General features: G+C 40.6%; 13 protein-coding genes. 7 read left to right on the top strand and 6 right to left on the bottom strand.

Annotated elements, in window-relative coordinates; all coding sequences use genetic code 11:
* Nucleotides 1-186: 186 nt before the first annotated feature.
* Nucleotides 187-630: a GNAT family N-acetyltransferase gene (locus ACR65H_RS03305; protein WP_440498661.1), complete on the top strand. Its 444-nt coding sequence runs from the start codon at nt 187-189 to the stop codon at nt 628-630.
* Between the two features lie 48 nt (nt 631-678).
* On the opposite strand, the gene ACR65H_RS03300 is transcribed toward ACR65H_RS03305, so the two are convergent.
* Nucleotides 679-2328 (bottom strand): malate:quinone oxidoreductase, encoded by a 1650-nt coding sequence (locus tag ACR65H_RS03300; RefSeq protein ID WP_440498660.1) that lies wholly within the window; start codon nt 2326-2328, stop codon nt 679-681.
* 427 nt (nt 2329-2755) lie between these two features.
* On the opposite strand from ACR65H_RS03300, the gene ACR65H_RS03295 reads away from it, so the two are divergent.
* From ACR65H_RS03295 to ACR65H_RS03275, 5 genes are all read left to right on the top strand, one after another.
* Entirely contained in the window at nt 2756-3268 is a 513-nt protein-coding gene (locus ACR65H_RS03295; RefSeq protein WP_440498658.1) for a DUF1648 domain-containing protein, read from the top strand.
* 48 nt (nt 3269-3316) lie between these two features.
* Nucleotides 3317-4018 carry a YjjG family noncanonical pyrimidine nucleotidase gene (locus ACR65H_RS03290; protein WP_440498656.1) on the top strand — a complete coding sequence of 234 codons (702 nt, stop codon included), beginning with the start codon at nt 3317-3319 and terminating at the stop codon, nt 4016-4018.
* Nucleotides 4019-4117: 99 nt separating this feature from the next.
* A complete protein-coding gene (locus ACR65H_RS03285; RefSeq protein ID WP_440498655.1) occupies nt 4118-4666 on the top strand; it encodes a sigma-70 family RNA polymerase sigma factor in 549 nt (182 codons plus the stop codon).
* Complete coding sequence (locus ACR65H_RS03280; protein ID WP_440498654.1) at nt 4663-5787, top strand: DUF4179 domain-containing protein; 1125 nt, start codon at nt 4663-4665, stop codon at nt 5785-5787. Before ACR65H_RS03285 ends, ACR65H_RS03280 begins: the two co-directional genes overlap by 4 nt.
* Nucleotides 5788-6044: 257 nt before the next feature.
* Complete coding sequence (locus tag ACR65H_RS03275) at nt 6045-6206, top strand: hypothetical protein (protein WP_440498652.1); 162 nt, start codon at nt 6045-6047, stop codon at nt 6204-6206.
* 53 nt (nt 6207-6259) lie between these two features.
* Here the strand turns inward: ACR65H_RS03275 and ACR65H_RS03270 are convergent, their stop codons facing one another.
* On the bottom strand, nt 6260-6943 hold the full coding sequence (locus ACR65H_RS03270; protein WP_440498650.1) for an HAD family hydrolase: 684 nt from the start codon (nt 6941-6943) through the stop codon (nt 6260-6262).
* Complete coding sequence (locus tag ACR65H_RS03265) at nt 6936-7559, bottom strand: DUF1572 family protein (RefSeq protein ID WP_440498649.1); 624 nt, start codon at nt 7557-7559, stop codon at nt 6936-6938. The genes ACR65H_RS03270 and ACR65H_RS03265 overlap by 8 nt, the downstream gene beginning before the upstream one ends.
* Before the next feature lie 216 nt (nt 7560-7775).
* Here ACR65H_RS03265 and ACR65H_RS03260 point away from each other — a divergent pair, with 216 nt between their 5' ends.
* Nucleotides 7776-8126, top strand: coding sequence for a VOC family protein (locus ACR65H_RS03260; protein ID WP_440498647.1), 351 nt, complete (start codon nt 7776-7778; stop codon nt 8124-8126).
* Nucleotides 8127-8247: 121 nt separating this feature from the next.
* Here the strand turns inward: ACR65H_RS03260 and ACR65H_RS03255 are convergent, their stop codons facing one another.
* The 3 genes from ACR65H_RS03255 to ACR65H_RS03245 form a co-directional block, all read right to left on the bottom strand.
* On the bottom strand, nt 8248-10632 hold the full coding sequence (locus tag ACR65H_RS03255; RefSeq protein ID WP_440498646.1) for a polyprenyl synthetase family protein: 2385 nt from the start codon (nt 10630-10632) through the stop codon (nt 8248-8250).
* Between the two features lie 224 nt (nt 10633-10856).
* Entirely contained in the window at nt 10857-11885 is a 1029-nt protein-coding gene (splB, locus tag ACR65H_RS03250) for a spore photoproduct lyase (protein WP_440498644.1), read from the bottom strand.
* A gap of 105 nt (nt 11886-11990) precedes the next feature.
* The gene (locus tag ACR65H_RS03245; protein ID WP_440498643.1) at nt 11991-13187 is read right to left on the bottom strand and encodes a DUF4317 domain-containing protein; all 1197 of its coding nucleotides are present in this window, start codon (nt 13185-13187) and stop codon (nt 11991-11993) included.
* Nucleotides 13188-13358 lie beyond the last annotated feature (171 nt).

The raw sequence follows: 13358 nt of genomic DNA, 5'->3' as shown, positions 1-13358 counted from the left end.
GTGATTGCGACGCTTACTATTATAGCCTAATCTACCTAGCGTGTCATTTTATCAGATTATGTAAAAGAGTTTTGATTTCCAATATTGCCTCCTGTAAATTCCAATGAAAATAGTTCCTTTTTTTAAATAATTTGCTTTCATGACTACTAGATCTTCGACTATAATTTAGGAAAAGGGGAGATGATCATGTTGCATTTGGAAACGATTACGAAAGACAATTGGTTTAAAGCCATATCGTTGCGTGTACGGGAGGATCAAGTGAATTTTGTCGCGTCAAACGCGGTATCGCTCGCCCAATTGAACTTCCTTGAAAACTTCCACGCGAAAGGAATCTATCTTGGAGAGGAAATGATCGGTTTTGCGCTTTACGGAATTGATGAAGATGATCATGAATATTGGATCTACCGTATGATGATCGATCAAAAACATCAAGGAAAAGGGTATGGGAAAGAAGCGATCCAACTAGTGATTAATGATATTTTGGCAAATAAAGAAGAACGTCATCAAACAATCACACTTTCTTATGAACCGGAGAATGAACACGCAAAACGCATCTACGAAAAAATAGGGTTTACGGAAGTGGACGGGTTCATTATTAGTGGTGAACAAGTAGCCCGCTATACATTTTAATATGCAAAAAGCTGACTGCGGCACGATTGCCGAGTCAGCTTTTTACTGTTACTCTTCTTTTTTCTCAGGATGCTCTTCTACAATCAACGTATCATCTACGTTTTGCACTTCGCGGTCTACTCCTAAGGCTGCATCTTGTTCCGTTTCCCCAGTTTCAACAACAACAGATTCCTCTTCTACCGGCTCTGCTTCTTCATTTGACGATTCTGGTATATGTGCAACTAGTCCAAGCGCCTGTGCGGTTGTTGCATGGATTTCCTTCAGAAGGTCTGGGTTGTTGACGAGCGACACTCCATAAGAAGGAATCATTTCTTTAATTTTCGGCTCCCACTCTTTTACATGTTGTGGGAAACATCTATTGAGTATTTCAAGCATAACGTGAACTGCTGTGGACGCTCCCGGCGAAGCTCCGAGCAATGCGGCAATCGAGCCGTCAGCTGCATTGACGACTTCGGTACCGAACTGAAGCGTGCCTTTGCCGCCCGCTTCCGTGTCTTTAATGACTTGAACGCGTTGGCCTGCTACAACAATATCCCAATCCTCGCTTTTAGCTGTCGGGATGAAGCTGCGCAATTCTTCTATCCGCTGTTCCTTCGATAACATCAGTTGCTGGATCAAGTATTTCGTCAAGGACATTTCTTTCGCGCCCGCCGCCAGCATCGTAAAGACATTGCTCGGTTTCACGGAAGAAATGAGATCCATATTGGAGCCTGTCTTCAGGAACTTCGGCGAAAATCCAGCGAACGGTCCAAACAGCAATGATTTTTGATTATCAATATATCTCGTATCAAGATGCGGAACCGACATAGGAGGAGCACCTACGGAAGCCTTGCCGTATACTTTCGCGTGATGCTGCTCGACAATCTCCGGATTTTTGCACACTAAAAAGAGCCCGCTCACCGGGAATCCTCCGATATGTTTTCCTTCAGGGATGCCTGATTTTTGCAGTAAATGCAAACTTCCACCGCCAGCACCGATAAAGACGAACTTCGCAGTATGGCGTTCAACGGCTCCACTATCGAGATTTTTCACTTTCACTTCCCATGATCCATCCGCCATGCGGTTCAATTGGTTTACACTATGATTATAGTTTATATCTACATTCTTATTTTTCAAATGATCGAATAACATGCGTGTTAAAGCGCCAAAGTTGACATCCGTTCCTGTATCAATCTTTGTCGCTGCCAGCGGTTCATTCACAGTCCGGCCTTTCATCATGAGAGGCAGCCACTCTTTCAGTTTCTCCGGATCGTCGGAGAACTCCATCCCTTCGAACAGTGGGTTATTGGAAAGCGCTTCAAATCGTTTTTTCAAAAACTTCACGTTATCCTCACCGTATACGTAGCTCATATGAGGCAATGGCATAATAAAATCCTCTGGATTGCTAATGAGTTGATTCTTCACTAGAAAAGACCAAAATTGCATAGAAAGCTGGAACTGTTCGTTAACCTTAATTGCTTTGCTAATATCTAAAGTTCCGTCTGGCTTTTCAGTAGTGTAGTTGAGCTCGCACAGTGCGGCATGTCCTGTCCCTGCATTATTCCACTCATTGGAACTTTCTTCACCTGCGCCCGGAAGCTTCTCAAACACTGTAATTTTCCAGTCCGGTGCCAATTCCTTCAACATTGTTCCCAAAGTTGCACTCATGATTCCGGCGCCAATTAAGATGACGTCTGTTTTTGTTTCTCCGTTGCTCATTTTTATCATCCTTATACCCTGAATTTGCAGAAAGGATGTAGACGCTCCTTCTTAGGCGTCACAAAAAGACAAGACGCGAGCTAGGAACACACCTTTTCTGTTCTGTTATTACCTTATTGTAGTGTATCACAATAATAAAATGATTAAAATATCTACAGCCTATAGAAATAGAAGCTTCTATTATTATTCTATCGAAATAATAATATAGTGGGCTATTTTCAATATCGTTGTTTATAAAGGAGACGTACACTCTCATAAAAGACTTCCCATCATTCATCGACTCAACAATCACTTTCCTTTCCACCATCACTACTTTTCCTAAAAATTTGATTTCGTTGTAAAATTGCATAGGCACCTGTGGCTGACGTTTTGAAACTTTTCTGAAGTCCCCCTCGTAAAGAAGGCCTTGAAGGGGAGTTGAAAGGAAATGGATAAAGATAAACACATTTACAATAAACCGAAATTGGATATCCCGAAGTCCACATTTCAAAAAGTACTCGACATCATTACAATGCTTATCTTTGCAGCAGGAATCGTCTATTTGTTTGTCGTTTGGGGACAGTTGCCCGATCAAGTTCCGGCTCATTATAATGCAGCTGGTGAAGTGGATCGTTGGGGATCAAGGTGGGAACTCCTCCTCCTTCCTATAATTGCTGCAGTCTTAGGCATTTCCATGTCGTTTCTCGAAAAACATCCGGAATGGCATAATTATATGAATCTCAATGAAAACAATATTGAATTCCAATACAAAAATTCCGTTTTATTATTAAATGTAATTAAAAATGAATGTGTCTTGTTGTTTGTCTTTGTGAATTACAATATGGTGCAAGTTGCATTAGGTAAGGCTGAGCCACTTGGTATACTATTCTTGCCAATTTTTCTTGGCATTCTTTTCGGTTCAATGATTTTCTTCATTATCCGATCCATTCAATATAAATAAAGGTGTTATACTAAAGATACAGCCTACAGTCAGTCAGGAGATGTGAGAATGAAATACGATGTGTTTTTATTCGACTTGGATGATACATTGATGGATTTCGGGGAGACAGAAAAACTTGCGTTTACGAATGTGTTCACTACACATGGTTTACCGAACGCATTAGTGGATTTTAGGGATACGTACCGGGCAGTCAGCACTGTACTTTGGGAGGATTTGGAACAAGGCAGAATAACACTTGCGGAACTGAAAACAGAGCGGTTCAGACGTTTGTTCCTTGAACACGGTCTTGAAATGGATGCAGAGCAGTTCGGTCAAAAATACCTTGATTATTTAGGGAAGGAAGTCCACTTGATCGACGGTGTGGTACCCATGCTTGATTCCCTTAAGGGTGCGAGGATTGCAGTTTTGACAAACGGTTTCAAAGAAGTGCAATTGGCCCGTATCGCCGCTTCCGGTTTAGCTGATACGTTCGAAGCAATCTTCACGTCTGAAGAGATCGGTTTCCAAAAGCCACAGAGAGAAATTTTCGAACATGTTTTCAAGCAGTTGCATATCAAAGACAAATCACGTGTCCTGATGGTCGGAGACTCGCTCTCGTCAGACATCCGCGGAGGCAACAACTACGGTATCGATACGTGCTGGTATAATCCAAAACGAAAAGAGAATAATGGTTTGGCACAGCCAACATATGAAATTCATGATTGGGAAGAGTTTCAATCCATAAATGCTCAAACGATCGCGTCCAGTTAAGGATGCGATCGTTTTTTCATTGAAAATATGAGAACATTCCCAGTTTGATACGATGTATTTATTGTAAAGGCCTTTACGGGATAAGAGGGAGTTGATGGTATGGAGATTACACCTGAAAACTTTATTAAGAATTTCAAAAAGGGGAAAGAAGCTGCGTTGGAGTTTGTCATTGATGAATATAGCGGGATTGTAAAAGCCATTATCTATAATTCATTGCAATCCTACAACGATTCCCAAGTCATCGAAGAATGCATCAGTGATACGTTCCTGGGTGCCTTTGAAAATGCCAAGCAATTTTCAGGGGAGCAGGAGGATTTTAGGAAATGGATTTGCACAATCGCGAAGTTCAAGGCGATCGATGCGCAGCGGAAGTTAAGTAATCAACCAATTGCCGCGGAATTCGAAACAGATTTAATGACTGTGCAGTCCGCTGAAGAAGAATTTCTTCTACGAACATCGACCGAGGAACTGCTGCGCATGATGGCAAAAATGCGCCAAGTCGACCGAGATATTTTTACGATGAAGTACTTTTTAAACATGGGAAATAAAGAAATCGCCGATAACCTCGGCCTAACTAAAGCATCAGTGGACAATCGACTGTATCGCGGAAAAAAAAGATTGCAGGAATTGGGAGGGGCTTTGACTTGAAGAGACTTTATAAACAATTCGACAGACAAAAAATGAGCGTCGACACGGACATTCAGCCGATGGATGTGAGCGATCTTGAAAAGGCACGCATTAAACGAGCTGTCATGAGGAGGGTGAAGAAGAAAAACCATTTGCCAAGGAATCTATCTGTCGCGGCAGCCTTTTTCATTGCTTCAGGGATAACGTTTGGCGCTGCGTTTCCGGCCCTTGCTGCGAAACTGCCGATTGTCGGAAACTTCTTTGAGCAGTTTGTTGACCATGATGATTACGTTTTTGAGAAATTCGACTCATTCGCAACAGATATTGGGGTGACGAAGGAGAGCAACGGAATTGCAGTCACAGTAACAGATGCAGTGTATGACGGTGAAAATATTGCAATTGCTTATACAATGGAAAGTGAACACGACCTAGGGGAAAGACCCATAATGGAAGGAAGCTTTTATGCAGAAGAATTCGGAAACGAATATGAACATTATGGATCTTACTCGAAGTACATTACGAAAAAAATCAGTGATCATGAATACGCCGGGCTCTTTATCTATCAGCTAATTGAAGGTCCTAAACCGGACGAAATTACTGCAACTTGGGATGGCAGCAGCATTCTGAACTTGTCAAACGTCAAAGATGAATTCCAAGGAGAATGGAACTTCCAACTTAACTTGCATGCTCTCGATAGTAAGACGAAAAAATTTGCGGATGCTGGTATTGTGTCAAATGCAGATGGTATTGATATAACTTTGACTAAAATGACTGAAACCCCAATCTCTACAACGCTGTATCTTTCAGAAAGGGTTGACATGCGGACAGCCGCAGCAGAAGAGGAAGAATGGCGCGGTATTCAGATTGAATATCTCGTGAAAGATGATTTGGGAAATGACTATAACATGATTTATTATCATGACGTTGGCCACAGCACGGACTTTGAAGACTTCAAAGACTATACTAGCAGACCAAGAATCACAACGACTCAGTTCCATGAAGATGCAACGTCTATTACGATAACGCCGATTGTCAATGTATATAAGTTTGCTAATGAGGTGGATGAGGACCCAAACTCTAGGCCGCTTGAACTCGTTGCAGAACCATATGCGATTGAATCAATGCAGTTAGAATTAAAATAATTCACTTTTGACTGATTGGATGCCATTCCTATATAGGAGTTGCATCCTTCTGTCATTTTAGACAATCAAACGGGACAACAAGGCACACGTGAAGACATAACGCAACGTTTCAAAGAGGTTAAACATAGTTTGGATAATCTTGAAAAAGACATCGAGCTCACTTATCAAAAAACTGCACTTCTCGAATTGCAGTTAAATAGGACAACCAACAAAACAATTGATTAAAAATACAATACTACCTTAAACGGGTGGTCTTTTTGTTTTACATTGCACTACTATTTAACCCGGTCAATCTCATTTTTGAAGCGAAAGAAAATGGCGCAATGGTCGTTAGAGATAAAATGGAGCTCGATGATTTTTACCTTGCTTATTTAGTAGATCCTCCAGGAATTGGTTTTGGGCTTATCCAAAAGAAATGAACTTACGTAAGTTAAAAAGACGACGGATAGATTGTTTTCCATCGTCTTTTTTCTTAGGAATGCTGTTCTTCCACTATACTTATCTTTTCAATAATCAAAGGCAATTCGGCTAAGTCATCAACGACAAAATCAGCTTCCACTGCACTCCATTGAAAATCTTTTTTCCAAATCCCAATCATTCCGGCATTTTTAGCAGCTTCCACATCATTTACAGGATGGTCCCCTACAAATATGCTTTCGCTAGGCGAAACATTTAGCTGCTCCAATGCTCTAATGAATATTTGAGGATCTGGCTTTTTGATTCCTTCCCATTCAGATACTAAAATGGCGTCAAAATATTTCTCAATGTAAAGCGCTTTAATATTGTCCATCTGAAATTGACCTTTACCATTTGTAATCATCCCTAGCTTCAAGCTTTTTCTTTTTAGTGTCTCCAGCATTTCTATGAGATTAGCAAAAGGAACACAGTAATTCTTGAATTCATCAATATAATCCTGAAGCAGTTCCTCCCACGTTATACCATTAATTTCAAACTCATCGACCAGCTGTTCATACACCCTATCTTTCCACACATATCCGCGGTTATCCAATTCAATGAATCTTGCTGCAAACATCTCCCTTGGAATATGGCCTACGAATTTGTGCAACCTTTCATATTGATGGTCAATGAACATTTTGACTGATTCGTCTCGATCCAACAATGTCCCGTCTAAGTCGAAAATCGCCGCCTTAATCATTTCCATCCCTCCGAACAGTTTTAGGAATACTTAAGATCTTCCAATCTTTATCCCTAATTTGCTTTCCGATATAAAGAATCTGCCCTACATGATAACTAATATGAGCTACTTCCGTTTGAATTGCTTGAAAAGCACTAAGGGGCTGTTGTCTCAATGTAACTATTTTTAATAGATCCTCTGCTTTAAGACTTTCAATCGTATTAAAAAGTAATTTCCATCCTTTATCCCAAATTTTCATTAGCTGCTCTTTAGATTCATTTCCATCAACAAACTCCATATCTCTGTTCCGATAAGGTTTTTCACCGTCTGTAGTCAAAAAATCGATCCAACGAGAGTGCATATTTCCGCTTAGATGCTTTATGATGATTGCAATGTTGTTAGACTCTTCACTTGGCTTCCAGTGTAATTCGTCTTCAGACAATTGCCGAATTCCATCTTCTGCGCGTTTTTTAAAATGTCTAAACTGCCCTAATATAATTCTGAGGTACTCCTCTTCAAATCTGTACATGATATCCCCCTTAAATGACCCCAAACCTTTCCAACGCGAAAGCAATACCATCGTCCTCGAAGTTCGTAATTGTTCCATCAACATCTTAGATACAATCTTATAATCCATACTAAACAACCTTCCAATTTAATTGGTCTAAAAATTACATATAATTAAATTTTATCATATAATCTAAATATATAATTACTATTGATATAGAAATACTTCTTTAGCGAGCGAGTGATTGCTGGATATGTTTTTATACAATTGGCAAGTAGGGGAAGAATGGTTTGCATAGTGTGAATCACTTATTAACATATCAAACTGAAAAGGAATGATAAAACGATGAAGGAAAAATTTGTTGAGCGAATCGATGCGGTATTTTTGCCAGTGAAAAATCTTGAAGAATCATTAGCTTGGTACCAAAGTGTTTTTCACTTTCCACTGCGTTGGAAAAATAAACGGATGGCAGGCTTGGAGATAGCCAATAACTGCGGCTTCCACCTCGTTGAAGTTAATGATTACGAACCTAGCAAACAGTATACACCGTTTAATTTCGTAGTTGAAGATGCTGAAAAGGTACGAGAAATGTTAATGGAAAAAAACATCACCGTATCTAACTGGAGACACGGTGAACCAAAACGTTTCGATGTATCAGACATTAACAATAATCTAATCAGCGTCATTCAAATCTAAAGATTGTTAGGTGCTTATGCACCCCATCAAAATGCATGCTTATTCTAAAATGAGCGAATGAAACACCGATCATACGATCTTCAGGTACCATAACTTTATTGAAAAATTCATAGGTAAACTTTTAATTGTCCCTGTTAACAATATAACTTAAAAAGTGTTTCAGGTAGGTTGTTTTGTGCTGCATCTGTTGCAACGTTTCCATGGCGGTACAGTAGTGATCCCACATCGCTTCACGGGCACCTTCTGCACCGAGAATCGATACGAAGGTTGAATTATTGTTTTCCGCGTCCTTGCCGGATGGCTTTCCGAGAGATTCCTCATCCCCTTCAACATCGAGCAAGTCGTCCTTGATCTGAAAAGCGATACCAGCGTGATAGGCAAATTGCTTAAGTGCTTCCAGTTCGGATTCTTGTTTCCCCGCTAGAATTGCAGGCATAACGAGAGAGGCTTCGAAGCCTATGCCCGTTTTATAAAAGCACATTGTATTTAACTGTTCCAAAGTTAATTGCTTGCCTTTAGAGTTCAAATCCATCGCTTGGCCTTTACACATGTCAGTTGTCTTTCCAGCCGAATATTGAATTAGGCGAAGAACCGTTTTCGGGTCAAACCGGTCAAGCGATGCTTGTTCTTCTACCGCCTTTTGAGTTAAATATAGACCCGTTAATTCCGCCACGGCTGAATTATAAACATGATGCAGCGTCGGTCGTCCCCTGCGAATGGATGAATTATCTTGAGACGGCAGATCATCGAAAATGAGAGAAGCAGTATGCATATATTCCAATGATTTCAGTAAGGGCACGATCGCAGATTGATCCAACCCATATTCATGTACACCCATCACCCACGTTACGATTGGTCTAAGCCGCTTTCCATCGCCATACAAACTATAATTTGCAGCACTGACAATTGGATCTTCCCACAATGAAGCATCATCACTTTCATTGATATACAACAATTCGTTTATTTGACCTCGTACGGTTTTGACCGTGTCTAAAAAGGCTTCTCTCTCTTTCCCTTCCTCTTTCAAATTGGCTAGAATATGGTCCCGAAGTAATTTATCAAAGAAATCGACATCATCCGCTTTCCGGACCATCTTTTGGATGAGTCTATCGAATTTGGAATCTCCGGTTGCGAATAACTGCATCACTTCGTTATATTTTTTATCTCCCGCACGCTCTTTAAATCGTTTTAGTCCATTTATCGCACGGTTTAACATTACTTCACGTGTCTTTTTATCCGAATGATACACGTTATGAATCAAATTAGAGATGACGGTCCAATACAACTCAAAAGGGTTTATGAGATCCGAACGCGTACGATGATATTTCAAATAATACGTATAAGGTGTAACTGCGCCAGCCTCCAAGTCATCAAACATATCTGCAAAATCGTCAGCTAACTGATTATATATACCGTAAAAGAATGTTCGGTTGTCAAACCCGTCATCCTCTTTAGCACTAAGAACCGATCGGACAATTAAACGGGAAGAAGCCGATTTTAAAATAACCGGGATATAAAGCTCTTCATTCGTATAAGTTGCGTGTACTAAATCTTTTTCCCGATCCATTTCCTGGGCATGAAAAAATACGTAAGATTGCTCAAAGAAAAGATCTTTTGTTTCTTGTCGCAAGCAACCTTGAATATACGCAAAGGCTTCTCGGAGTTCGGAATGGATATAGTGAATCAAATCCTTATTATTTCCCGTCCACACCCCTAATTCAGGTACGGAACATGTAATAAGGGTTGTACGTATCAAACTTGAATATTGTTTTTTCTCATCTTCGGATAAGACATTTGAGTCCAATAAATCGTCAATAAAAGGATAGGTTAGGCCATACGAATAGCCCAATCTTATCGCTTCATCCAACTTTCGGGTCCGTTCTGCGGCCGTATCCTCATCACTCATCTCTTCAATCTGATGCATGATGACCCCAGCAATGATTTTTATTAGCTTCCGCTTCGCCTCTTCAGCATTAAGCCCTTCAGGAATATTAGAAGATACCGACTTCAGTTTATTCATCAACCAAATAAACGTCGACTCAACGCCTTCTCTTTCGGCCCAACGATATAAACTTGCCATGCTGAACATCTCAGTTTGTTCGCCACTGCCGGTTGATCTGGATAGTGGTAGATGCTTTTTTATGTCATGAACTACATTCTTGATTCTGTTAAGCGTGTTAGGTGAGTCAAGTGATTTACCCAGATCACGCAAGAAGATATAAGAGATGCTTCGATCCAAGTAGTTATCGAGTTTTCCCGTGTAATCAAGCCATTGAAGATAACCATGATATCCTCGAGAACCAGTTCTACCCTTTCCACGGGAAAACAACGATGCCAATGTATTGGGGTGAATATGATTCTGTTTCCAAGTCTGTATATCTTTCGTTAAGGTAGTGGCATACATCTTGTTTGCAAGCTTTCCAGAAAGTGTTTCAAAATAATCTGCAGCCTTCTTCTCAGCAAGTTGATAATAAGTATCGGCATTCTTTTGTAACTTCTCATTCATACTAATTACCTCTACTTCATTTTTTAGTTGCTTGTAAATAGTCATATTACTATATGCAATGGCAGGACATTGTCTGAATGATAAAACTAGACAAATGGGAGTAGGGAATCCAAATTCGAATTATCTACAAAAAAGAAGTATCCAAAGCAACAGTATAGCTTTGGATACTTCTTTATTATAACAAAGAGGAGACCGAAAACAGAAAATCAAACTTCCAATTTGTTTCACGTGAAATATTCTATTTTGGCATTCGGAAAGTACTTACCCATATAGCCATATAAATGTTCCTTTAATTCATCTTCCTCATCTTTTTGATAAATGTATTTGCCAATGCCGTATTTGCCCCATTTATAACGTCGCTTTTCCTCGTCCAACTCGAGTTTTGTCTTCGGGTAATTTTTTTCAATAACCCTTTTCGCCGGCTTCGTAAATCGGTGCTGTATGAATTCAAATGTGATATCATCTCGGGCATCCATTGGCAATTCCTCGTCTAGTCGTTCAAACAAATGCCGATACCCTTCCTCCCAGCCTTCATGGATGTAAATGGGTGCGACGATAAAGCCGAGTGGGTAGCCTGCTCTTGCCACCTTCCCTGCAGCTTCAATGCGCTTCGCCAATGGAGATGTGCCTGGCTCAAAGTTTTTTATGACGTAGTCGGCATTCACACTGAATCGGAATCGGGTGTGTCCATTATGCTTGGCATCAAGCAGATGGTCTACATAATGGAATTTCGTCACAAACCGTAGCCGTCCCAATTCCGTTTGTCCAAAATGTTCAATGGCCTTTTTTAATGAATGAGTCAGATGATCAATACCTACAATGTCCGATGTACAAGCTGCTTCGAACCTGGTGATTTCAGGTGCCCGTTCTTCGATATAGTTGTCCGCGGCCGCAAAGATCTCCTCCACATTCACATACGTCCGGATATACGGTTTGGCTCCCATTGTCGTCTGCAAATAACAATAATGACAATGCCCCATACATCCTGTCGCTAAAGGAATTGCATACTCTGCTGATGGTTTTGACGTATCAAACTTCAGTGTTTTTCGTATCCCGACGACTAATGTCGATTTTGCGATTCGATACTTCTGGGCATCTGTCTCACCTGGCAAATCCCGAATTTGATTATGTGAAGTTGTAAATCTGATTTCAATCCCCATTTTCTCGAATTTCTCTTTCAATTGTTTCCCGAGCGGATATTCCAATGTTTTCGGTTCAAAATAGACAAGCTGTGGTGTAAAAGGTTTATTCATATTGCGTACCACTTGATCCATGTCGGTTATCCATGTGATCACCTTTCTCTTTTTTCTTAGCTTGTCTTTAAAATGAGAAATTATTTAATGGGGATTTCGCCTCTTTTAATCCAACAAATCCTCTGAAATAAGCGTAAATCCTTCAATCATCGTGTCTTCCTCCACTTCGATCAATATGCAACGCTTTCCATTGACCGTCACTTGCCTCACGAACCGCAAATCTTGCGGGCTGATGGCGATGTTCGCGACTTTCGTTTCGATTTTGATGGACTTCGATGTGTAACTAGGAACGATATGACTCGCCTTCATTTCGTACGTATCATCATCGATCACTTTTCGGAATGCCATTTCCACTTTTTCAGCATTGACATCTTCCAAGCCGCTCGCCTTTAAGACCCGAGTCACTTCTTTCGTATCTAAAGTCGGAGTGCTTTCTTCTTCCTCCTCTTCGTCGTCCACTTCCATCATGCGCTGAATCTCATCATATACACTCGCAAGGGTTCGAGTATCCATTTCATCACCGACGACCGATTTTACAATTTCTTCAAAAACGACTTTATCTTCCTCTGCCGTCATAATTTCTTCCCCATCGAGCACATTCTCGATAAACTGGAAATTCGGCTTGTTTGCCTTGCCTGCAGAATATAGTACGTGATTGACGTCTGCTGTGTTGTCCGTAAAGCAAGGGAATAAAAACCCACCGATCGGAGACGTAAGATTAATGATGGGATCCGCTACAAAACTGGATTTAAACTCCTTTTCAACGAAATCGAACACGAGCGATCGTTTCGGCTCCACTGTCTGATTCATACTGCAAAGGATGAAGGGGTTCTTGTATACCTCGTCTCGTGCTGCAACTTCCGACTCTTCGCTATTCCGCTTCGTCGGTTTGTAATAATTCCCGCGAATAAAGGTAATGACGATATCTTTTTCGTATTGAATGTCCTGCACCATCTTTTGCGCGATGCGCTGCATATCCGCCTTCCATCCTTCCACATCATCTGCATGAAGCCCCTCATAAAGAATCCGTTGCGTATGATTCTCGTCCTGCTCCTCCTCCGATTGACGTCGAAACTTCACTTCGAATAGCTTAGCGTCCAGTTTACCGCCCAATACTTTTTTAAAATTGTTTAGGAATAATTCCTGCTGTTCCCTATCCAACAAAGAAAACGGCTGACAAACTTCGTGATAGATTTCACTGCTCTCCTGCCTGATGTACACGTTATAAATATCCATGATTTTTAATAAATCCGTATCCAACTTAAAACGTTTGCGAATATCCGCAATAGCTTTTTTGTTCATTTATAATTCCAACTCCCTGGCTATCATATAGAAAAAAGAGCGTCCAAAGCGATCACTCAGCTTTCGACACTCCTTTATTATAGCAATGTTTATCAGGGTAGAAGGAACACAATCAATTTCGAAAATATTTCATTTGAAAAATAACCCCATAATATCAGTGAGGGTCACTGT

The sequence above is a fragment of the Sporosarcina sp. SAFN-015 genome (assembly GCF_059415085.1).
Note: the sequence above shows the minus strand (reverse complement) of the source record. Positions and strands in the feature narration are given on the sequence as shown.